Raw genomic sequence first — 22,075 nt, 5'->3', positions numbered from 1 at the left:
CGGGACTTCCGTGGAAGGAGACCGGCTCGCCTTGCCCGTGAGTCCGGTCTCCTTCTCGTGTCGGCGTGTCGTTCAGGGCTTGGTCGGCGACGGATTCGCCCCACGGACCGTCCACTTGGTGGATCATTTGTGGCACACGAGAGTTCACAGCCGTGATCGTTCAGGAACGGTCACGGCTGTGAACGCGTCCAGTCGGTGCAGCGTCAAGAGGTGTTCGGCGTCGTTGCCCAGAAGGGTTCGGGCGGTATTGGTTGTAGCGATGGAGCCAGAGTCCAGCACGCTGTGTCGTTCGGTTTCCGAGGTGTAGCAGCGGGCGTTGATGAAGTGGCCACTGGCAGTGGCTTGGCGGGTGACGTCGAGTGCTCCGGTGCGCCAGGGTGCCGCAGCGTCGAAGCCAAGTTGCGTGGCCCAGTCCTGGGAAATGACCCCAACGGGCATGGCCAGCTGAGCCCCTCGTTCGCGGTCGGTCGTGACTCAGGATCTCGTGGTTTGAGGATATTGCAGGTGGGAGTATTCGGTCTGGGATTCAAGTCTCCGTCATCCAAAGCTGCCCAGAAATCTCGCTGTTGACGTTCACATCGCCGAATCGGGGCATTTCCTGGCAGCTCTGTGTAGTTCGCCGCGAGTATGAACCCCGGAAAGACCCTCCCCACACTAGGCAGACTGGACCCACCGACCATGGAAGGAACCCCTGTGAGCAACCAGAACACATCCTCCGTCATCTTCGTGTGCTGGGGAAACATCTGTCGTTCCCCGATGGCTGAATTCGTCGCCAGGAAGGTCTTCGCCGACGAAGGCCTGGAGGCTCGCATCACCAGCGCCGGTGTCAGCGATGAGGAACACGGCGGCCCGATGGATTCGCGAGCCAGGTCCATCCTGAAGTCCCATGGATACCCCTGCTCGGGCCACAACGCTCACCAGATCGACGGGTCCGAGATCATGTCCGCCGACCTCGTCATAGCTGCCGAGCCACGCCACATCCAGATGATGAAGCGGATGGCCCCCGACGCCGACAACCTCCGTCTCATCCGCGACTACGACCCCAACTGCACCCCTGGCACCTCCCTGCCGGACCCCTGGTATGGCCCGGCTGACGGGTTCGAGGACACCCTCGACGCCATCGAGGCCGCAATGCCCGGAATCGTTGACGAGGTGCGCTCCCTGGCCTGATCAGTTCCCTGCCATGGCGCTGGTCCCCCGAGACCAATCGTTGCGGCACTATAGGCTGTCCCCATGAGTTTGTTCTTGGTCGGCGGAGGGTACGACGACTCACTGGTGGAGGTCTATGACGAGTTCGTCTCCCAGGCCCGCCATCACAATGCTGACGCTCCGATTGCGGTGGTCGTGGCCGGTCCGCCCTCCGAGTCCGCCGACCACGCCGCCGAACTGACGCGCATCGTCACCTCCCGGTGGGCTGACGCGAACATCCTCACCATCCACCTCGACGGCCCGGGTACCGCTCCGACGATGGGCGACCCGGCCACCCCGCTGTGGGCAGAGGACGAGTCCTTCCAGCTCCCCGACAATCTCGACGCCCTTGCCGGCATCATCGTCGGCGGCGGTGCCGTCCCCAGTTACATCAACGGTCTTGCACCGGCCGCCGAGCAGCTCTCGATGCTGGTGCGCGGCGGTGCTCCGTGGCTCGGCTTCTCGGCCGGTGCGATGGCCCCGTGCGTCACCGCTCTGGCAGGGGGCTGGAAGCTGCAGGGACGCCAAGTCGGCCAGCAGACAGGTGCTGAGGGCTTCGACGAGGTCACCTTCGTCGAAGGCCTTGGCCTGGTCAGCCTAACCATCTCCACCCACAACGACACCCTTTCCGGCGACGGCCTCATCATCTCGGCCGTCGAGTCCGGCCTGCTTTCCAGCGCCGTTGCCGTCGACGAGGCCACCTGTCTGCGCATCGACGCCTCGACCGGCCACACCGAGGTGATGGGACGTGGCCTGGTTCGCTGGTTCACCCGCGAGGTCAACGGAGTTCTCGTCCGCTCCCAGCGCTCCGTCACCCCGGAACCGGCTCCAGCCCCGCACAAGCCCCGCTTCGACGGTCTGGCAAAGGTGGCGGCGGCGACCCGTGCCGCCCACGACAAGGAGGAACGCGAGAAGGCAGCCCGGGAGCGTGCCGAGGAGAGACGTCGCGCGCGGGGGTCTAAGTCTGCTGATGCCGAGACCAAGTCCTCCGAGGACGCACCTGCCTCCGCAGCCGGCCCCCAGGCCGCCGCGGACCCGACCCCGACGGCAGGCCCGGAACCCGATCCCTGCTCGGATGCCGATCCCACTGCACAGCCCCCGACGGAGGACGTCAAGCCATGAGCATGCACATTCTCGTCGTTGACGACGACCGCGCGGTGCGAGAATCCCTCGCCCGATCCCTGCAGTACAGCGGCTACGAGGTCGACAGTGCTGCTGACGGCGTCGAGGCCCTCGCACACCTGTCCGGCAGCCATCCTGACGCCGTCATCATGGACGTCATGATGCCTCGCCTCGACGGTCTCGAGGCCACCCGGATGCTGCGCAGCAACGGCAACGACGTCCCGATCCTCGTCCTCACCGCCCGCGACGCTGTCGACGACCGCGTGGATGGCCTGGATGCCGGAGCCGACGACTACATGGTCAAGCCCTTCGCCCTGGACGAGCTGCTGGCCCGCCTGCGCGCCCTGACTCGTCGTTCCCGTCCCGAGCCGGAACCCGCTGAGGCCCCCGAGCAGCTGTCCTTCGCCGATCTCACCCTGGACCCAGGCACCCGCGAGGTCGCCCGCGGCAGCCGTCGCATCAGCCTGACGCGCACCGAGTTCGCCCTGCTCACCGTCTTCCTCCAGAACCCGGAGAAGGTGTTGGAACGCTCGTGGCTGCTGCACGAGGTGTGGGGATTCGACTTCCCGACGACCGCCAACTCCCTCGAGGTGTACATCGGCTATCTGCGCCGCAAGACCGAGCATGATGGTGAGCCGCGTCTCATCCACACCGTCCGCGGCGTCGGGTACGTGCTGCGGGAAGCGAATTCGTGATCCGTCGGTGGTGGCGGAAGCTGCTTGATTGGCGTCCACGTCCGCTTCGCATGACGATGGGGCGCCGGGTCAGCCTCCTGGTGTCGATCTCAGTCGTCGTCGCGGTGGCATTGACCTCCCTGTCCGCCTGGCTCATGACGCGCATCTCGCTGTACGACGAGCTGGACGAACAGCTGACACGGATGGCCACCACCATCTCCCCGAGCGTCGCCGCTGACCCTCAGAACCTCGGCGGACTGGAAGCCAGCTCCCTGGCGGCTACGAACACCACACTCATCCTGGTGCGCGCCGATGGCCAGGTTGCCACCGCTCCGGGAGCCGAGGTCACCGTCACCACCGGGGTCCAGGAGCTTGCCGTCGCCCGTACCGGAACCGGTGTCAAGGCTCGCACCGTCATGGACTCCCGTGGAGTTCCGGTACGCATCGTCGCGATCCCGTTCACCTCGGACGGGGTGCACTACGCCCTCGTCGCAGGGCAGAACCTCACCGGCACCAAGGCCACCCTGGGATCACTGTGGATCGTCCTGGTCGGCACCGGCCTGGTCGGCATCGTGCTGACGGCCATTGCCGGATACGTGGCCGGCAACTCTGCCACACGACCGCTGCGTGACCTCTCCCGGGCCGTCCACCGAGTGACGGCGACCGACGAGCTCAGCCCCATCCCGGTCCGCTCCCACGACGAACTGGGAGACCTCACTGTCTCCTTCAATGCCATGCTGTCCTCCCTGTCGAACTCACGGGAACGCCAGAAGCAGCTCATCGCCGACGCCTCCCACGAATTGCGTACCCCGCTGACGTCCATGCGTACCAACGTCGAGCTGCTCATCGCCGACCAGAACAGCCACATGCTCCCCGACCAGGCGCGCAGCGAGATCCTCGACGATGTCGCCGCTCAACTCGGCGAGTTCTCCAGCCTCATCGGCGACCTCGTCCAGCTGTCGCGCGAGGACGCCCCTCCCCCTAGACCTCAGTATTTCGACTTGTCAGATGCTGTTTCGAAGGCCGTCGAGAGAGGACGGCGGCGCGGCCCGAACCTGGAGTTCGACGTTCACCTGGAGTCCCATCCGGTGCTTGGTGACGAGGCAACTCTCGAGAGAGCCGTGACGAACCTGCTCGACAACGCCGTGAAGTTCTCCCCTACCGGGGGTACCGTGACGGTCACGATGGACGGTGACACCGTCGTCGTCAGCGATGAGGGGCCGGGCATCGACGAGGCGGATCTGCCACACATCTTCGACCGGTTCTACCGCTCCGACCAGGCCCGCAACACTCCCGGCACCGGCCTGGGCCTGTCAATCGTGGCGCACACCGTCACCAGTCACCAAGGCTGGATCAAGGCGTCGCGAGCTCCCGGCGGTGGCGCCATGTTCACCATGTACCTGCCGCGGGAGGAACCCCCCGCTGAGGAGTCAACGACATCCTGACGACCTGGCTCGTTTCACCGGCCAACAGATCCCGCACTGCCCAGGCCAGCAGCCAGGAAGCTAGTGACCTGGATCGTTGCTCGTCGAGGTGACGGACAAGGACTTCTGTGACGAGGTCGGCTGCCCTGGTGCCGGCTCCGTCGTCGGTCCGGGTCGTGAAGGGCTGGTTGACGGCGCCTTCCCAGGGGTCGTCGTCGAGACAGAGGACGGTGTGGGAGCACTCGGCTTTCCACTGGGCCTGACCGACGTGGAGCCGGGCTTGGAAGGACTGTTCGACGTGGTCGGACGGCTCGGGGTACCCGACGGGTGCGGGGTGGGCGGCACCGGATCAGGATGGTGCAACTCACCGGCAGGAATGGTCGCTCCCCTGACGGGCTTGAGTTTGTCGAGATTCACGACAGCAGGCTTGCCATTGAGCCACGGCAGCGGGTCGGTGAACTGTCCGTTGACGACGACCTCATAGTGCAGGTGGCATCCCGTTGAGTACCCGGTCGTCCCGGACAAGGCGACGGCCTGGTGGACGTCAACCCTTTGTCCCACCCTTACGCCGATCACCGACAGGTGGTTGTAGGTCGTCGAGACGTGCCTGCCGGCGATCATGCCGTGATCGACCTCGACCCGATTCCCGTACCCGCCCGCAGGGCCCGCGAAGAGGACCTTTCCTGGTGCTGACGAACCTACCGGGGTGCCACACGAAGCTCCGAAATCGACGCCGGTGTGCAGCTTCCAGACGTGGAGGATGGGGTGGAACCTCATGCCGAATGGCGACGTGACCGGGCCGTTGAGAGGTTTCGACAGCAGAACCCCGGTCGGCATGGCGACCTTGGACGGCATGGCGACCTTGGACACTGCCGGACTCGGGGTCGGGGTTGCCGCCTTTACCGGAGCGAGGACCCCAGGGCTGACAGGAGCTGAGGACTAAGTGATGTTCGGGGTCGGTGGGGTCGTGTCAAGCCAGGAAGCCGGCCATGCGGTGGACATCGGCCTGGAGACGAGCTGTTGGTGATCAAGGACGGCTCGCAATCCCGGGTCTGACGGCCATGCGGCATCTACTGACAACCCGACTACGGCCACTCCGACACCGCCGGCGATGACGGTCTTGATGGCCTTGCCCCGCGACACCATGGACAGCCCTCCTCCACGCCGTGAACACTATTGTCACCCTCGTTGGCTCCCTTTTTCCACCCGGCTGGAGCCTTGGTCGCGGCATGTTCACCCACACGTCACCTGCCACGACGAGGGGGTTATCCACAGGAATCCTGTGGATAACCCCCATGGCTGGGGAAAACACATCGATGTCGTTCCACAGCAGGTTCCGAGACCGGTGGACAGACCCTCAACCATCCCGTGAATGCCACCTCGCCGTCTACGCTCTGTGCATGACCAGTCACGTCGTCGATCAGCTCGGCCCCACTCTCGTCATCCACGGTGGCGCAGGCAACGTTCCGCCCCGAACCGGCGAGGATGCCGAGAGGTTCCGGCTGTCCCTACGGCGCGCTTTCGACGCCGGCCAGGCAGTTCTTGACGCTGGTGGGCCAGCCCTTGACGCCGTCACAGCCTCGGTCGTGGCGATGGAGGACGATCCGCTCTTCAATGCCGGACGAGGTGGGGTCCTCACCGCGAAGGGGACGGTTGAGACTGACGCCGCCGTCATGACCGGCCACGGACGTGCCGGGGCGGTGTGCTGTTCACGTCATGCCCGCAACCCGATTCGTCTGGCCCGGGCCATCCTCGCCATGTCACCCCATGTCCTGCTGTGCGACCCTCCTGAGCAGGTCTGCCGAGACTGGGGTCTGGAGGTCGAGCCCCCGGAATACTTCGTGACTGACGCTCGACGGGAACAGCTGGAACGGGTACTTGCCGGACGCCACCAGGCCCCGAGGCATGGCACAGTCGGAGCGGTCGCCCGGGACTACCACGGTCATCTTGCTGCCGCGACGTCTACGGGCGGGATCGTCGCGTCGGCAGTGGGTCGCATCGGTGATTCCCCGGTCGTCGGGGCCGGCACCTTCGCCCGCGATGGGGTCGTGGCCGTCTCCTGCACCGGTGACGGCGAGGCCTTCTTGCAGGGGCTGGTGGCCCACGAGGTGGATGCCCGCATGAGACTGGCAGGCGAACCCGTCAACCACGCAGCCATGGGAGCCCTCACCGACGAGGTCTCGTCACGAGTCACCGACGGCGCACCAGCCACGGGAGGCCTCATCGCCGTCGACGCGTCCGGACGTCTCGTCGTCTGCCATGTGTCGGCGTCCATGCTGGCCGCCTGGCCTGATCACGGCGAGGTGCTGACCTCGGTGTGAGGCTCAGCGCACGACGGGCAGTTCCGGACCGAACTCGAGCATCTGCTCGACCGCCCAGGGGCTCAGCAGGGCCGGCATCGATCGCGCCAGGCCGTACATGTCCTGCCAGCCCACCCAGGTGACCTCTTCGACCTCCTCCGGGTCAGGATTCAGCTCGACGAGTTCCTCGGGAAGGGACAACCGAGCAACGACGACCGGGCACAGCTCGTCCTCGACGATGCCGCCAGCGTCGGTGGCACGATAGGAAAAACCAGGAAGGACGACGCGCATCCGACGCGGATCGAGGTCGAGGCCGAGCTCCTGGTGAGTGCGACGCACCGCCGCGCCGATGATCGTTTCGCCGATCCGCGGATGCCCACAACAGGTGTTCGTCCACACCCCCGGCCAAGCCACCTTCGTCAGGGCTCGTCGGGTCAGCAGAACTCGCCCGCCGACGTCAAGGACGTGGCAGGAAAAGGCCAGATGTCGTGGGGTGTGCTGGCTGTGAACGGTCGCTCGGGGAGCGGTCCCAACCTGGTTGCCGTCGTCGTCGAGCAGGATGACGAGATCGTCGTGGACAGAATCCGCGTCATGGGCAGGCATGCCCCCATCCTCGCCATCGTGATGACTCATGACGTCAAGCTACCAACAACCACGAATTCCGCGAAGTCGAATGCGCTTGGGTCTCCTACGTTGGCTCATCGCCACCTCAAAGGCACCATTGAGATGCTGTATTCGTCACTTCGTCCACCCACCTCCGACGGGAGAGCCATGCCGCACATCCTCGACGTCATCCTCGTGCTGTACCTCGCCATGCGTGCCATGGCCGGGTGGATGCGCGGGGCCGTCGTCGGAGTGGCCAGCCTCATCGGGTTGGTCCTCGGGGTGTGGGCCGGTCTGTGGACCTCCGGCATCGTCGCTGACCAGTTCTTCGACAAGAATTGGACCTGGCTGGCCGCAGGCGCGGTGCGGGTGTGCATCACCCTCGTCATTGCCGAGATCATTCAGGGCATCTGCGTCCACATCGCCCAACGCATCCATCGCGCATTCAACTCGGTGGGGTTGGGCAACGTGGACCGTTTCGGCGGCTCGGTGCTCAGCGTCATCGCAACCGCCCTTGTCGTCACGGTGGCGGCAACAGCCCTCTCCCCCATCCTGCCGCCGTCATGGACCGAGGCCATCGACGAGTCATCCGTCATCACCCAGACCAATCGCGTCATCCCGGACGAGGTCAACGAGGCCGCTGCCCGACTGGTCGGTCGAGCTGCTGACACCTTCCCGAAGGTCTTCGCCGGCGAAGCTCCCCGTCTGCCCGCACCGGCTCCCGACGACGAGGCCGTCACCACTCCTGGAGTGCGGAGCGCAGCTCAATCCATCGTCAAGGTGCGGTCTCGGGCACCACGGTGCGATCGGGCCTCCGAGGGCACCGGATGGGTGAGTTCTCGCCACCGGGTGGTGACGAACGCCCACGTCGTCGCCGGGTCCAACCAGGTCACCGTGCAGGTGGGCGGAACTGGGGCTCGACTGCGAGCCCGCGTCGTCTCCTACGACCCGGACATGGACCTGGCGGTGTTGGCGGTTCCCGACCTTCGTGCCCCAGCCTTGACGATGGCGTCGACTGTCAAGGACGGTGATCCAACGGTCGTCGCCGGATTCCCGCTTGATGGTCCATACACCCTCGAGGCCGCCACCGTGCGTGGGTCGATCATGGCTCACGGTGAGAACATCTACGGCACCGACACCGTCGTCCGCGAGATCCTCTCGCTGCGCGGCACGGTACGTCCGGGCAACTCGGGTGGACCACTACTGACGACGGACGGCAAGGTCGCCGGCACAATCTTCGCCCGGTCCACCGCACAGCCGCAGACCGGGTACGCGCTGTCGAACGACCAGACTCGCAGGTTCATCCGCGCTGGGGCCAACGACACCACCGCGGCTGCGACCGGCTGGTGCACCGTTGGGTGAATTGGTGTCAAAATCTTGAGCGCCCAATGTTCCCGTCGCGGGACGGTTCCGAGCACGTTTGCGGCCCTGATCTCCCGAAACATCATCTGACAAGTACCAACACCGTGCGGTATCCCAGGGCATCCTGTGCCGCACGATGACGCGTCAACGTCCGACACCTTCTCAACGCTTCAGTTCCGGTCCATGTCCCAATAGCATTGGGTCATGGCAGTTTTCATCGTCGAAACCCATTATGATCCCGCCCATTCCGAGGAGCGCATGGCCGCGCGCCCGGCCCATCTGGAGAACCTTGATGTCATGCGCGAGCGTGGCCAGCTCGTCAATGCCGGCCCGCTGGCTGACGGCAGCGGAGCGGTGCTCATCTACACCGTGCCGGACCGCGCCACCCTTGACCATCTGCTGGAGCATGATCCGTACCCGAAGTCGGCGGTTCAGGTGGCGTCCGTGCGCGAGTGGGCTCCGAACTATCACTTCCATCATTGAGGACGCCATGGGTTGAAGCCCGTGATGTCATGGTGACATGACATCGCCGCTGCTCTTCCAACCCTTCACTCTTCGTGGACTGACGGTTCGCAACCGCGTCTGGTTGCCACCGATGTGCCAGTACGCCGTGGACTCCCAGGATGGGATCCCAGGCACGTGGCATCTGGTTCACTACGGCTCGTTCGCTGTGGGTGGCTTCGGCCTCATCGTCGCCGAGGCCACCGCAGTGAGCCCCGAAGGCCGTATCAGCCCTTATGACACCGGGTTGTGGAATGACGACCAGGTAGCAGCCTGGCGCACCGTCACCGACGCCGTTCACAGCCTGGGCGGCAAGATCGCGGTGCAACTGGGCCATGCCGGACGCAAGGCCTCCACCGAGAAGTGGTGGCCGGGATTCCATGGCAGCGTGGTGCCTCCCGAGCACGGCGGCTGGATTCCGGTCGGACCGACCGCCGCGCCGGCGGACGGCAAGCAATACGTCGGCCTGCCCGTCACCACCCTCGACGAGGACGGCATCGCGAAGGTCATTGACAACTTCCGCTCCGCTGCTGCACGTGCCGTGGAAGCTGGGTTCGACGCCGTCGAGATTCACAGCGCCCACGGTTACCTGCTGCATCAGTTCTACTCGCCGCTGTCCAACACCCGCGCCGACGGCTGGGGCGGTGACTTCGACGGACGTGTCCGCCTGCCACTGGAAGTTGCGAAGGCTGTGCGTGACGCCATCCCTGACACCATGCCCTTGTTGGCACGTCTGTCGGTCACCGACTGGCGGGACGACGGCTGGCAGGTGGAGGACTCCGTCGAACTGTCGCGTCGTTTTGCGGAAGTCGGAGTTGACCTCCTCGACGCCTCCTCAGGAGGAAACTCGTCGGCGCCCATCCCCGTCGCCCCGGCCTACCAGGCTGACTTGGCAGCTCGAGTGCGCACCGAGGCGGGCATTCCCACCGCCACCGTCGGCATGATCTGGACCGCAGAGTTGGCCGAGGAGCTGCTCCAGAAGGGCAGTGCCGACGCCATCATGATCGGACGGGCAGCTCTGCGGGACACCAACTGGCCGTTGCGCGCCGCCCACGAGTTGGGAGTTCCCAACGAGGACGCGCCGTGGCATCCGGCGAGATTCCGGGGAGCGTGGCGCTGAGGACGTGGAGTTTCAGCGTTTCTGACGCTCGACGAAGCCCGGTGACGGCGGCGTGTTCGGTGCCACGAATCCGCCGGCCGTCAGGGGGTCGTCACGGTGTGCGTCCATGAGACGCCCAAAACGCTCAATGCCCCTACATCTTGTATTGACTCTTATTGATCAGCGTTCATATAGTGGCGACTGCACATGGTTCCCGTGTTCGCACGGGCCAAGAGGGAATCCGGTGAGAATCCGGAGCTGCCCCGCAGCGGTATACGAGAACGACCGCCGTCATCACGCACTGTGCTTCGGCATGGGAAGCGACGGCCAGTAGGCAACAAGTGCTCGTGAGTCCGAAGACCTGCCAGGTGTGGTCCCGCAACCGCGGGGCCCGGTTCGCGATCTCGCGGGAAGTGTCGCAGCGTTCATGGGGACCAGTGTCCCCGCCGCATTCCGCCCGGTCGCGTGCCTACGGCATCGCACGGAGGAATTGCAATGAGCGCCGACCCCATCTCGACCATCCGCGTCCGCAAGCGCGACGGATCCCTGGCCCCTTACGACGGCAACGAAGTCGCCGCATCCATCATTGACTCAGCCCGTGGGCTCGACGACGCCGTTGCCCGGGCAACCCTGCTGCAGGCCGAGGTGGAGATCACCCTATTCGACGGGATCACCACCGACGCCTTGGACGAGGCCGTCATCCAGGTGGCTCTGGGCAATGCCAAGGACGACCCTGCCTTCGACACCATTGCCAGCCGAATCGCCGTCAAGAAGCTGTACAAGGAGGTGTTCGGCGACACCCACGACGGTCTCGGTGACGCCAGCCCCGAGCGGGTGCGAGACCTCCACCATGCCTACTTCCCGCGCACGATCGACAAGCTCGTCGCCGACGGCCACCTTGACGAGCGACTGGGGCGGCTCTTCGACCTCGACGCCCTCGCCACGGCCCTTGATCCCGCCCGTGACGACCTCATCGGCTTCACCGGCGTGCGCACCATGGTCAACCGTTATCTGCTGCGTACCCCCGACCAGCGAGCGTTGGAAGTACCGCAATACTTCTGGATGCGCGTGGCTATGGGGCTCAGCCTCACCGAGGACGATCCGACCTCCTCTGCCCTCGCCCTCTACGACTCGATGAGCAACCTGCGTCATCTCGCGGCTGGATCCACCCTTGTCAACGCGGGCACCCCGGCTGGCCAGCTGTCCAACTGCTTCGTCATGCGCACCGAGGACGACTTGGAGCACATCGCCCGGACGATCCGTGACGTCATGTGGATCACAAAGGGCACCGGCGGCATCGGGCTGTCGATGTCTGACCTGCGCTGCGAGGGGTCACCTATTCGCTCCGACAACACTGCGTCGACCGGTCCGATCCCCTTCATGCACACCATCGACTCGACGCTGCGAGCCGTCTCCCGAGGAGGCAAGAAGCTCGGCGCTCTGTGCTTCTACATGGAGAACTGGCATATGGACTTCCCCCAGTTCCTCGACCTGCGGCAGAACTCCGGTGACCCGTACCGACGCACCCGTACCGCCGACACTGCGGTGTGGATCTCCGACGAGTTCATGAAGCGCGTCGCCAAGGACGAGGACTGGTACCTCTTCGACCCCGCCGAGACCCCCGATCTCACCGAGCTCACCGGGTCGGCCTTCTCGAAGCGTTACGCCCACTACATCGCCGAGGCCGAGGCCGGCCACATCAGGCGTTTCCACCGCACCACGGCCCGCGAACAATTCCGAGCCATACTGGTGAGCCTGCAGACGACATCCCACCCGTGGTTGACGTGGAAGGACAGCGTCAATACCCGCGCGTTGAACAGCAACACCGGGACGATCCACTCCTCGAATCTGTGCACCGAGATCTGCCTGCCCCAGGACCGCGACCACACCTCGGTGTGCAACCTGGCTTCGGTCAACCTCGCCGGGCACCTCGTCGGGCCGCGCGGGAAGCGTCGCATCGACTGGAACCAACTGGCCGCCACCACTCGGCTGGCGGTGCGCCACCTCGACAACCTCGTCGACATCACCGCTTCGGCGGCGCCTCAGGCCGAGCGATCCAACGTGGAGAACCGGGCCATCGGCCTGGGCGTCATGGGGCTGACGGACATGCTCGAGCAGGTGCGGATTCCCTACGACTCCTCCGAGGCCTGCGAGATCGTCGACCGGATCATTGAATTCATCAGCTGGCACGCCATCGACACCTCCGCTGATCTGGCCACCGAGCGTGGCTCGTACCCGATGTTCGCGGGATCCGGCTGGTCGGAGGGGATGGTCCCGGTCGACACTCTGGCCGTCCTGGAGCGCGACCGTGGCATTCCCGTTGACGTCGACCGGACGACGAGGATGGACTGGGACGGGCTGCGTACCAAGGTGAGTCGCGGGATGCGCAATGCCACTCTGATGGCCATCGCCCCGACGGCGTCGATCGGCCTGGTCGCTGGCACGACGCCGGGTCTGGACCCGCAGTTCTCCCAGATGTTCTCCCGAGCCACCTCGGCCGGGAAGTTCCTCGAGGTCAACCGCAATCTGGTGGCCGACCTCAAGGACCTCGGGCTGTGGGAGAAGGTACGCGAGGAATTGCTGCGCCGCCAGGGGGATCCCAGCGAGATCGAGGCCATCCCGGCCTCCCTACGGCGTCTGTACCGCACCTCCTTCACCCTGGATCCGATGGCCTACCTCAACGTGGCCGCCCGGGCGCAGAAGTGGGTGGACCAGGCCATCAGCCGCAACATCTACCTGGCCTCCCGGTCGGTCGGCGACATGGAGGACCTCTACACCGCGGCATGGCGAATGGGCGTCAAGACGACCTACTACCTCCACATGCTGCCCCGTCACACCGCCGAGCAGTCAACGGTGGCGGTCAACAAGGCTGCCGGACATCGCAACGGTCCTCGTCGTGGGTTCGCCACCGCAGCACGGCGTGACACCAGCACCGCGACCATCGAAAAGCCCCTGACCGAGGTACTCGACGCCGAACCCGTCATGGCCCTCGATCTCGTCGACGGCACCTCCTGCCCGGTGGACCCACAGGAGCGCCTGCAGTGCGAGTCCTGCCAGTGACCGACGACCGTTCCACCCACTGAAAGCGAGAACACCATGATCCTTGGATCCGGAATCCACGAGGGGTTGCTGCTCAAGCCCGTCATCTACCCGTGGGCCTACGACCTCTACAACCAGGCCGTGGCGAACACGTGGTTCCCCAACGAGATCCAGCTCGACGAGGACCTCGCCGACTTCGGCCGGATGACTCCCGACGAGCACCATGCCCTGACCCACCTCATGAGCTACTTCAACCCCAACGAACTGCTGGTCAACAAGGCGTTGGCCTTCGGGGTCTACCCCTACGTCAACGCAGCTGAGTGCCACCTCTACCTGGCCAAGCAGATGTGGGAGGAGGCCAACCACTGCATGGCATTCGAGTATGTCCTCGAGACCTTCCCGATCGACCGCGACGAGGCCTACCGCTCCCACGTCCACGTCCCGTCGATGGCCCGCAAGGAGTCCTTCGAGGTGGCCTTCATCAAGCGGATGACCGAGCAGACCCTCGACATCACCACCGTCGAGGGCAAGCAGGACTTCGTGCGCAACCTGGTGGCTTACAACATCATTCTCGAAGGCATCTGGTTCTACTCCGGGTTCATGGTCGCGCTGTCCTTCCGGCAGCGAAACCTGCTGCGCAATTTCGGCTCCCTCATCGACTGGGTGGTCCGCGACGAGTCCCTCCACCTGAAATTCGGCATGAACCTCATCCTGACGGTGTTGGAGGAGAACCCGGAGGTCGCCACCGAGGAGTTCGCGACCGAGATCCACGACATGATCGTCGAGGGGGTGTCCATGGAGGAGCAGTACAACCGCGACATGCTCCCCCGCGGCATCCTCGGGATGAATGCTGATTACGTCAATGACTACGTCAAGTACCTGGCAGATCGTCGCCTAGAGGAGCTCGGGTTCGAGCCGGAGTACCGCGTCGCCAACCCGGCGAAATGGATGGCCACGGCCAATGACACCCTCCAGCTGGTCAATTTCTTCGAGGCCACCAACACCTCCTACGAGGTCAATGCCCACGCCACCGGTGGTCGGTGAGATCGGGAGCGGACCCCGATCTTCGACGAGTCCCCGTTCGTGGGGTATTCGTCACCCCGTTGGCGAGCGTGCATGAAGTCGCCATGGCATGCACGCGGACGATGTCAGCCCCAAAATATGCTTTGGGACTGACATCGTCCCTTGTTAGGGTCCTATAACGTGGACGAACTCTTCAGCCCTCCCGGAGGCGAATGGCATCCGGTCTCCCCGAAATTCGTGACCGTCAAGAGGCTCATGGTCTGTCTGACCTGGGGTATCCTTACGGTCGCCCTCGCCGTCGTGCTGGGGATCGTCGTCACCTGGTGGGCCGGTGTCATCGCGACGGTCGTCGGTCTGGCCTTCACCGGATGGCGATTCTCGCGGATGCCGGCCGTCGTCGCAGCCATGGGCTGGTGCGAACGCGGAAGCGACCTGTGCATTCGTTCCGGCCCGTGGTTCCGTCGCATGGTCATCGTCCCCTACGGTCGAATGCAAGCCGTCGAGATCAACGCTGGCCCCTTCGATCGACGCTGGGGTGTGGCATCCGTGGAACTCGTCACCGCTGCCATGGCGACCAACGCTTCCATTGACGGCCTGCCCGCTGAGGAGGCCAAAGCCCTGCGTGAACGGATCACGGAAATGGCTGAGGAGAAGGACGCGGCCCTGTGACCCCGGAGGAGCAGCCCCGCGAGGAGGGCCGAACCGACATCGTCATTCCCTCCGCCCCGGTAGCCGAGCAACCTGCCTCCGCGAAGGCCGTGGAGAGGCGCCCCCACTGGGCGACCCCGCTGGTGCGCGGCTGGATGGTCATTGCTGCCGCAGCCTTCATTCTGCTCAAGCAGTTGCTCGAGGACGGCAAGGACTTGATGTCATTGTCCCTCCGCGACCTCGGAATCGGCGGCAGCATCGTCGTCATCGTGGCCATCCTGCAGATCGTTGTCGGCGCCTTCGTGTGGGCGACCACGAGATTCCACATCGACGAGGAGGAGGTGCGCATCGAGCACCGCTTCATCACCCACGAATCCGACCGGCTGGCCTTGTCCAAGATCCAAGGGGTCGACGTCGTCCAGCCCTTCGCCGCCCGGATTGTCGGTCTGGCAAGCCTCAACATTGACGTCGGGGCGTCCAGCTCCAAGAAGATCGAGTTCCTGAAGCGTCACGAAGCCTACGAGCTGCGCGACCTGCTCATTTCTCGGGCCCATCATGACGCTGCCCAGTCCCATGCTGGCAGGGCGGACGACGGCGTCGGCTCTCAGTGGTGGGATCGACGCCGCGATGAGCACGAGATCGTCAGTGTCACGGCCAAGCGAGCCCTCACCGCCGGGTTCCTGTCGATGACCTTCCTCATCCAGCTGCTGGCCCTGATCGTGTCGATCGTCATCAGCGTCGCCAACGACCAGCCGCTTGGTATCGCCGCCATCCTCGCCCTCTTGCTGACGATGATCGGTGTGGTGTGGAAACAGCTGGACGCCGCGTGGAAATTCTCCCTGCTGAGGTCAGGAGGTGCCCTCAAGGCGGTTCACGGTCTCACCAGCCTGACGACGCGCACTGTTCCGGTACGCAGGGTGCAGGCAGTGGAGGTGTCCACGCCCCTGCTGTGGCGTCCGTTGGGAGTCTCCCGCATCACGATGACGGTGCTCGGCGGGGCCGGACTGTCGGACGTCGAGCAGTCGACAGTTCTGCTGCCCATTGGTGACGACGAGCAGGTCCGCGCCGCCCTCGACGCGTTGTGGCCCGGATTCCGGCTGGACTCGGTGCACCTCAACGGAATCCCGAAACGTGCCCGGTGGTTCCGCTGGTTCGACCAGACGGTCATCGCATGGGGGTTCGACGAGGAGGTCGTCGTGACACGGGAGGGGCTGTTCAATCGCACCCTGAGCGTCGTCCCGCACGCCCGATCGCAGTCGGTGCGGCTGGCACAGGGGCCGCTACAGCGTCGGCTCGGACTGGCCGATTTTTACGTGGACACCTCATCGGGCCCGGTGACGGTGTCGTGTTCCAACCTCGACGCCACTGCTGCGCGAACCTTCGCCATTGGCCAGATGGACCGTACCCGTGCTGCCCGGGCCCGGGAGCTGTCACCGATGGACCATCCCGTGACCGACCCTGCCGGTGCTCCTGACCCCGCAGGTATTTCTGACCCCGCAGGTGCTCCTGATGCCGGCGGGCTGGTCGACGCAAGGCCAGGCGAGGCCGAGTCCGCCGCTGACCCCAGAATCTGAACCAGCTGCGCCACTTCTGCGCACCCGCGCCGTCAGGCACGGCGCCGGCGTCGCTACGTCGGGGAATACCTCTGGTACTTGCGCCGTCGTTGCTCACCTGCGCCATGACTGCGCATCTCGACGTCTGATCGGCGATGAAGCTGCGCCATTTTGGTGCACCTGCGCCAGTTTTGACCGTCTACCGCCCTCCTCCACCAGCCTCAAAAACCTAGTTGCGCCAAGATTGTGCAGTTGCGCCGTCCAAACGCGGCGCAACTGCACAGATATGGCGCAGCTAGCGGAAACCTGGCAACGCCCCACCGCTCACCGTTGGCAACCGCCTCGCCCCTCACTTTCTCTCCTCCCTCCGCCGCCACCCGTTACGCTTGTTCACCATGAGCAACGTGCTGGGAATTGACGTCGGCGGCTCCGGGATCAAGGGAGCCCCGGTTGACCTCGACGTCGGAGACTTCGCCGAACCGCGACTTCGCATCCCCACCCCTGAGAAGTCGTCCCCCAAGAACGTCGTCGCCGTGCTGCGCGAGATCGTCGACAACTTCACCCCCACCATTGGCGACGGACCGGTTGGCATCTCCTTCCCCGCCCCGGCACGCCACGGCGTCATCCCCTTCATCGCCAACCTCGACCAGGGGTGGGCTGGCCTGCACGCCGAGGACTACATCAGTGATGCTCTCGGCCGCCCCGTGACCGTCCTCAACGACGCAGACGCCGCTGGCCTGGGTGAGGTCCACTACGGTGCAGCCAGGGGTGTCCCGGGCGTCGTCATCCTCACCACCCTAGGCACTGGCATCGGGTCTGCTGTCATCAACAATGGCATCCTGCTGCCGAACACCGAGCTCGGCCATCTCGAGATCGATGGCCATGACGCCGAGAAGCGCGCCGCCTCCTCGGTCAAGGACCGCAAGAAGATGTCCTACAAGGATTGGGCGACCAAGCGCCTGCAGCGTTACTACGAGGTCGTCGAGATGCTGTTCTCCCCCGACCTCTTCGTCGTCGGCGGCGGTGTCTCCAAGGACCACGAGAAGTTCTTCAAGTACCTCAAGCTGGAGACCCCGATCGTCCCGGCTCAGTTGCTCAACCGAGCCGGCATCATCGGCGCAGCCTGGCAAGCTCGGTGGCGCTTGGAGCACCCCGACGTCACCGAGGGGCAGGTCGTCGAGGCCACCAAGAAGGCCGGGGACGACGACTGACGTCTCAGTAATCCTGCAACACAGTACGATCGCCCATCCTTTCCGGATGGGCGATCGTACTGGCTCCTGCTACCGATACGTCAAACCCGTGTACCACTCGTTTTTGGTACCACAGCACGATGCCTGATGACCCGCTCCACTGGCACGGTGGATGCCATCCCGATCATCACCCCCATGACGAGGAAGGACATCTCATGACCAGCCAACAGCTCATCCTTGGTCTCATTGCCATCGCCATTCTCGTAATCCTCCTTATCCCCACCCTCGTCATCAAAACTCGCAAGGAGCGCAAGCTTCCGGGTGAGCCCAAGCCGGTAACAAAGGGCCGGCGATCCTGCGCCCTGCTCATCGATGTGATTTGCGTAAGCGCCCTCACCGGGATCGGGTGAGGCCTCTTCGTGGGCGGCACCGCGCTGTACGAGATCAGCGATATCGCTCACAAGTCAGCCATCGAGTCGGCCACCAAACCGATCGGCACCGCACTCCTCCTGGCCATCAGTATCGGTTACGTCATCATCTCAGTGGCAGGACGCCTCGGCTCCTCCCCAGGAACCAACGCCATGCGTCTCGCGTGGGTTGACGCGGATGGGCACCCGTCTGGACGAGTTCACACCTCCGTCATCGGTGCGGCCTTCATCCTCTCGGTTCTCGGCAAGACATGGGTTGGCACGTTAGAGTCAATCGGCATCATCATCCTGTTCATTGAGGCCGTCTCGGTGCTGTGGGACGAGCGGGGCATCATCGCCAAGGTCATGCATCTTCATCTCGTCGACACGAAGGCCACCACGACACGCGCGCAATGATGTAGGGACACAGTGATCGCCCGCCTCAGATTGAGACGGGCGATCACTCATTTCCGGCCGTCGCCGGAGGCAGCTGGCACCGTTTCAGCCCTGACGAGCCTTCAACCGCGGGTTCTTCTTGTTGATGACATAAACGCGGCCACGGCGGCGCACCACCTGGGAGCCGGGCTGGTCCTTGAGGGCTCGCAAGGAGTTCCTGACCTTCATAATCTTCCTGTTCGTCGTACTCGAGTCTTTCTGATACTGGTTCTCATTACCATATCAGCCTCGTCAACTCGAGCCCTAGCCCATAACCCATGTCGGACTCGGTTTTCGTCCCGCAGGAGGATGCGCGACGACACCTCGACCTGCAATATTGACCATCGCTCATCATCGGAAGGCCCCATGCTCGAAAAATCACTCATCTCGGTGCTCATTGGCGCAGGCATCAGCGTCGTCACGTTCGTCCCCGTGCTCATCCACCAGTTCAGGCGCTTCGGCGCACCCTCTTTCGGACGGATGGTGCTGATCTTCACCAACTTCGTGTATGTCAGCGCGCTCATCGCCTACACGATCTTCCCAGTGCCGCCACTGTCCGATGAATACTGCGCAGCCCATCCGCGTCACTTCATCCTCGATCCCACCGAGTACTTCCGTGACATGGCCCACCACTTCGCCGGTGCACCCATCATGGAGGTGCTCACCAGCTCCTCGATGATGCAAATGGTGCTCAACGTCGCCCTCTTCGTTCCACTGGGCTTCTACGCAGTCCGACTGCTCCGGATGCGCCCCTGGATCGCGGTGCTGTTCGGCTTCGGAACCTCCCTAGTCATCGAGCTCACCCAGTACACCGGAAACTGGTTCATATCCAACTGCCAATACCGCGTCGCTGACATCAACGACCTCATCACCAACACCCTTGGCGGTATCTTCGGCGTCCTCACCACGACTTTTGCCCCACACTTCTCGCAAACCCCCGAGAAGATGGAGAAGCAAGCCGACGAGTCGCGCGCAGTCACCAAAGGACGGCGGTTCCTCGCACTCCTCATTGACGTCTGGTGGGTCGTCCTCATCGACATCGCAGCCATGGGCATCACAGCCGCGATCGGCATGGTCTTGCTCTACAACAACCCCGAGAACAAGATTGCCGCCGAAGACGCCATGGAAACCTGCGGGACACCGCTTCTCGTGGCTCTCAACCTCGTCTACGTCATCATTGCCATGGCTGGACGCCTCGGCGTCTCTCCCGGGATGGGGACGGCCCACCTGGCCTGGACCACATCCCGTGGACTACCCGCAGGCCGACGTCATAGCCTCGTCATCGGTATGGCCCTCATGTGCTCTCACCTCGCCGACACCAGATTCAGCATCTTGGCAAGCATCGGAACCATCGTCCTGCTCGTCGAACTCATCTCGGTGTTGTTCACTGCGCGTGGCCTGGTCGGAAAGATCATGGGGCTCAACCTCGTCGATGCCCGAACCATCGAGGAACGCCCATAGCTGCCACGAGTGCCGCAGCCAGCCAAGGCTGCGGCACTCGTGCGTGAACTACTCAGTCAAGCTCGACGCCTCCGGGTGAATCGGAAACGATCGCCGTGCCGCAGGTGCCGTCAACAAGACCGCGAATGTCCTCAAGGGAACCAATGACGGCACGTTTCCCGGTCGCCAGGGCGAAGTTGCATGCTGCCCGAACCTTCGGACCCATGGACCCTGCCGCGAACTCCGCGTTAAGGGCATCCTCGGCGCGCATCTCCTTAATGAACGCCTGGCCAGGAGTGCCCCAGCCCTGGTAGACACCATCAACGTCCGTGGCGATGACCAGAAGATCAGCCCCAGCCCGCACCGCCAACTCAGCCGACGCCAAGTCCTTGTCGATAACAGCCTCAACACCATGAAGGCTGCCCTCGTCGTCGAACACGCACGGGACGCCACCGCCACCAGCACACACGACGAGGACACCGGAGTCGACCAGTTGACGGATGGCCTTCTGCTCGACGATGTTGCGAGGCTGCGGCGAAGCCACCACCCGGCGGTAGTACTCACCGTCAGCGGCGATGGACCACCCCTTCTCGACAGCCAACCTCTCTGCGGTCTTCTTGTCGTAGACCGGGCCGATCGGCTTGGTAGGATTGTCGAAGGCAGGATCATCAGCGTCAACGACCGTCATCGTGATCATGGTGACGATCTGCTGCTCCTTGGGCATGACATTACCCAGCTCCTGCTCGATCATGTAGCCGATCATGGCCTGGGACTCAGCCCCCAACACATCCAGCGGATAGATGCCGACTTCCTCGTACGCCGTCGACTGCAAGGCCAGCAGACCCACCTGCGGACCATTACCGTGGGCCACAACAACTTGATGGTCAACGGCGACCTCCTTGATCCGCTCAGCCGCGATCCTCACATTGGCACGCTGATTCCCCGCCGTCATCGGTTGACCGCGTCGCAGCAGAGCGTTGCCGCCCAATGCAACCAAAACTCTCATTGATCTTCCCTCCAGTCACTACCGTCAGGCCAAGGACGCGACCATGACCGCCTTGATGGTGTGCATACGATTCTCAGCCTGATCAAAAGCAATGCACGCCGGGGACTCGAACACCGACTCGGTGACCTCAATACCATTAGCCAACTGCGGGTAGGTCTCGGCGATTTCGGCGCCCACCGTCGTCTCACTGTTATGGAAGGCGGGCAGGCAGTGCATGACCTTGACGCGCGGGTTGTTGGCAGCCGCGACGAGGTCATCGTTGATCTGGAACGGCATGAGGGTGTCGATCCGCTCTCCCCAACTGTCCACCGGCTCGCCCATCGACACCCACACATCCGTGTGAATGAAGTCGACGTCGCGGACGGCTTCCTCAGCAGATGCCGTGACGAGCACCTTGCCGCCAGACTCTTCAGCCCACTTCCGGCACTGCTCGACGAGTTCGGCCTCGGGCTGCAGGCCCTCCGGAGCCCCAATCCTGACGTCCATGCCGAGCTTGGCACCCAGCAACAGCAGGGAACGGCCCATGTTGTTGCGGCCGTCGCCGACGTAGGCGAACGTGATCTGATGGAAGGGCTTGTGAGCGTGCTCCAGCATCGTCAAGGCATCGGCGAGCATCTGAGTAGGGTGGAACTCGTCGGTCAGGCCATTGAAAACCGGGACGCCAGCATACTCGGCCAACTCCTCCACAACCGACTGGTGGAATCCGCGGTACTCGATGCCGTCATACATGCGCCCCAACACTCGAGCAGTGTCCTTCATGGACTCCTTGTGACCGATGTGGGATCCGCTAGGGCCGAGATACGTCACATGCGCACCCTGATCATGGGCCGCCACCTCAAACGCACACCGAGTCCGCGTCGACGCCTTCTCAAAGATCAAAGCAATGTTCCTCCCCTCAAGCATAGGCCGCTCGACCCCGGAATACTTGGCCTCCTTAAGCCGCGCAGCAAGCCGGACAAGGAATTCAATCTCCTCGGTACTGTGATGCGCCAGCGACAACAAATGACGACTCTTCAAATTGAATGCCACGACAATCCATCCTTTCCCAAACTTGTCTGAGC

At 64.1% G+C, this 22,075-nt stretch carries 20 protein-coding genes, 5 pseudogenes and 1 riboswitch; of the genes and pseudogenes, 17 read left to right on the top strand and 8 right to left on the bottom strand.

Annotated features, from left to right (window positions below):
- Positions 1 to 144: 144 nt before the first annotated feature.
- Positions 145 to 438 (bottom strand): hypothetical protein, encoded by a 294-nt coding sequence (locus PALO_RS00555; RefSeq protein WP_015582019.1) that lies wholly within the window; start codon positions 436 to 438, stop codon positions 145 to 147.
- A 36-nt stretch (positions 439 to 474) separates the two neighbouring features.
- Positions 475 to 680, bottom strand: a pseudogene (locus PALO_RS11735) (hypothetical protein).
- A 13-nt stretch (positions 681 to 693) separates the two neighbouring features.
- Here PALO_RS11735 and PALO_RS00550 point away from each other — a divergent pair.
- From PALO_RS00550 to PALO_RS00535, 4 genes are all read left to right on the top strand, one after another.
- A complete protein-coding gene (locus tag PALO_RS00550; RefSeq protein WP_004809451.1) occupies positions 694 to 1,170 on the top strand; it encodes a low molecular weight protein-tyrosine-phosphatase in 477 nt (158 codons plus the stop codon).
- Positions 1,171 to 1,233: 63 nt separating this feature from the next.
- Positions 1,234 to 2,310: a cyanophycinase gene (locus PALO_RS00545; protein WP_015582018.1), complete on the top strand. Its 1,077-nt coding sequence runs from the start codon at positions 1,234 to 1,236 to the stop codon at positions 2,308 to 2,310.
- A gap of 2 nt (positions 2,311 to 2,312) precedes the next feature.
- Positions 2,313 to 3,005, top strand: a complete 693-nt coding sequence (locus PALO_RS00540; protein WP_269199449.1) for a response regulator transcription factor — start codon at positions 2,313 to 2,315, stop codon at positions 3,003 to 3,005.
- A gap of 50 nt (positions 3,006 to 3,055) precedes the next feature.
- A complete protein-coding gene (locus PALO_RS00535) occupies positions 3,056 to 4,429 on the top strand; it encodes a sensor histidine kinase (protein ID WP_041710186.1) in 1,374 nt (457 codons plus the stop codon).
- Between the two features lie 60 nt (positions 4,430 to 4,489).
- On the opposite strand, the gene PALO_RS00530 is transcribed toward PALO_RS00535, so the two are convergent.
- Together PALO_RS00530 and PALO_RS12695 are read right to left on the bottom strand one after the other, a co-directional pair.
- Entirely contained in the window at positions 4,490 to 5,278 is a 789-nt protein-coding gene (locus tag PALO_RS00530; protein ID WP_015582015.1) for a M23 family metallopeptidase, read from the bottom strand.
- Between the two features lie 69 nt (positions 5,279 to 5,347).
- Positions 5,348 to 5,554, bottom strand: coding sequence for a hypothetical protein (locus tag PALO_RS12695; RefSeq protein WP_015582014.1), 207 nt, complete (start codon positions 5,552 to 5,554; stop codon positions 5,348 to 5,350).
- 83 nt (positions 5,555 to 5,637) lie between these two features.
- Between PALO_RS12695 and PALO_RS00520 the strand changes: the two genes are divergently transcribed.
- Positions 5,638 to 6,729 (top strand): isoaspartyl peptidase/L-asparaginase family protein, encoded by a 1,092-nt coding sequence (locus tag PALO_RS00520; RefSeq protein WP_330996180.1) that lies wholly within the window; start codon positions 5,638 to 5,640, stop codon positions 6,727 to 6,729.
- 3 nt (positions 6,730 to 6,732) lie between these two features.
- On the opposite strand, the gene idi is transcribed toward PALO_RS00520, so the two are convergent.
- Positions 6,733 to 7,341, bottom strand: a complete 609-nt coding sequence (idi, locus tag PALO_RS00515; protein WP_041709901.1) for an isopentenyl-diphosphate Delta-isomerase — start codon at positions 7,339 to 7,341, stop codon at positions 6,733 to 6,735.
- 138 nt (positions 7,342 to 7,479) lie between these two features.
- Between idi and PALO_RS00510 the strand changes: the two genes are divergently transcribed.
- The 11 genes and pseudogenes from PALO_RS00510 to PALO_RS00470 all read left to right on the top strand — a co-directional run bounded on the left by PALO_RS00510 (position 7,480) and on the right by PALO_RS00470 (position 18,550).
- The gene (locus tag PALO_RS00510) at positions 7,480 to 8,673 is read left to right on the top strand and encodes a MarP family serine protease (protein WP_015582011.1); all 1,194 of its coding nucleotides are present in this window, start codon (positions 7,480 to 7,482) and stop codon (positions 8,671 to 8,673) included.
- 204 nt (positions 8,674 to 8,877) lie between these two features.
- Positions 8,878 to 9,156, top strand: a complete 279-nt coding sequence (locus tag PALO_RS00505) for a YciI family protein (protein WP_015582010.1) — start codon at positions 8,878 to 8,880, stop codon at positions 9,154 to 9,156.
- 37 nt (positions 9,157 to 9,193) lie between these two features.
- Positions 9,194 to 10,294: an NADH:flavin oxidoreductase/NADH oxidase gene (locus tag PALO_RS00500; protein WP_015582009.1), complete on the top strand. Its 1,101-nt coding sequence runs from the start codon at positions 9,194 to 9,196 to the stop codon at positions 10,292 to 10,294.
- Between the two features lie 170 nt (positions 10,295 to 10,464).
- Positions 10,465 to 10,656: riboswitch (cobalamin riboswitch) on the top strand.
- 112 nt (positions 10,657 to 10,768) lie between these two features.
- Positions 10,769 to 13,333, top strand: a complete 2,565-nt coding sequence (locus PALO_RS00495) for a ribonucleoside-diphosphate reductase subunit alpha (protein ID WP_015582008.1) — start codon at positions 10,769 to 10,771, stop codon at positions 13,331 to 13,333.
- 36 nt (positions 13,334 to 13,369) lie between these two features.
- Positions 13,370 to 14,356 carry a ribonucleotide-diphosphate reductase subunit beta gene (locus tag PALO_RS00490; RefSeq protein ID WP_015582007.1) on the top strand — a complete coding sequence of 329 codons (987 nt, stop codon included), beginning with the start codon at positions 13,370 to 13,372 and terminating at the stop codon, positions 14,354 to 14,356.
- A gap of 363 nt (positions 14,357 to 14,719) precedes the next feature.
- Positions 14,720 to 15,004 carry a PH domain-containing protein gene (locus tag PALO_RS12690; RefSeq protein ID WP_311196608.1) on the top strand — a complete coding sequence of 95 codons (285 nt, stop codon included), beginning with the start codon at positions 14,720 to 14,722 and terminating at the stop codon, positions 15,002 to 15,004.
- Positions 15,005 to 15,138: 134 nt separating this feature from the next.
- A pseudogene (locus tag PALO_RS12685) lies at positions 15,139 to 15,510 on the top strand (PH domain-containing protein); the annotation flags it as partial.
- A 159-nt stretch (positions 15,511 to 15,669) separates the two neighbouring features.
- Positions 15,670 to 16,140, top strand: a pseudogene (locus PALO_RS12680) (PH domain-containing protein); the annotation flags it as partial.
- A gap of 9 nt (positions 16,141 to 16,149) precedes the next feature.
- Positions 16,150 to 16,557 carry a PH domain-containing protein gene (locus PALO_RS12675; protein WP_375542885.1) on the top strand — a complete coding sequence of 136 codons (408 nt, stop codon included), beginning with the start codon at positions 16,150 to 16,152 and terminating at the stop codon, positions 16,555 to 16,557.
- Positions 16,558 to 16,913: 356 nt separating this feature from the next.
- Positions 16,914 to 17,747, top strand: a pseudogene (gene ppgK, locus PALO_RS00475) (polyphosphate--glucose phosphotransferase); the annotation flags it as partial.
- A gap of 194 nt (positions 17,748 to 17,941) precedes the next feature.
- Positions 17,942 to 18,550, top strand: a pseudogene (locus PALO_RS00470) (RDD family protein).
- 84 nt (positions 18,551 to 18,634) lie between these two features.
- Here PALO_RS00470 and ykgO read toward each other — a convergent pair.
- A complete protein-coding gene (gene ykgO / locus PALO_RS00465) occupies positions 18,635 to 18,757 on the bottom strand; it encodes a type B 50S ribosomal protein L36 (RefSeq protein ID WP_015582003.1) in 123 nt (40 codons plus the stop codon).
- A 120-nt stretch (positions 18,758 to 18,877) separates the two neighbouring features.
- Here ykgO and PALO_RS00460 point away from each other — a divergent pair, with 120 nt between their 5' ends.
- A complete protein-coding gene (locus tag PALO_RS00460) occupies positions 18,878 to 20,029 on the top strand; it encodes a VanZ family protein (protein ID WP_015582002.1) in 1,152 nt (383 codons plus the stop codon).
- Positions 20,030 to 20,081: 52 nt separating this feature from the next.
- On the opposite strand, the gene arcC is transcribed toward PALO_RS00460, so the two are convergent.
- Together arcC and PALO_RS00450 are read right to left on the bottom strand one after the other, a co-directional pair.
- Positions 20,082 to 21,014, bottom strand: a complete 933-nt coding sequence (gene arcC / locus PALO_RS00455) for a carbamate kinase (RefSeq protein ID WP_041709900.1) — start codon at positions 21,012 to 21,014, stop codon at positions 20,082 to 20,084.
- 24 nt (positions 21,015 to 21,038) lie between these two features.
- Positions 21,039 to 22,043, bottom strand: a complete 1,005-nt coding sequence (locus PALO_RS00450) for an ornithine carbamoyltransferase (protein WP_015582000.1) — start codon at positions 22,041 to 22,043, stop codon at positions 21,039 to 21,041.
- Positions 22,044 to 22,075: the final 32 nt, after the last annotated feature.

The sequence above is a fragment of the Cutibacterium avidum 44067 genome (genome assembly GCF_000367205.1).
Lineage (GTDB): Bacteria > Actinomycetota > Actinomycetes > Propionibacteriales > Propionibacteriaceae > Cutibacterium > Cutibacterium avidum.
The sequence above is the reverse complement of the archived record's forward strand: the minus strand, read 5'-3'. Positions and strand labels throughout refer to the sequence as shown.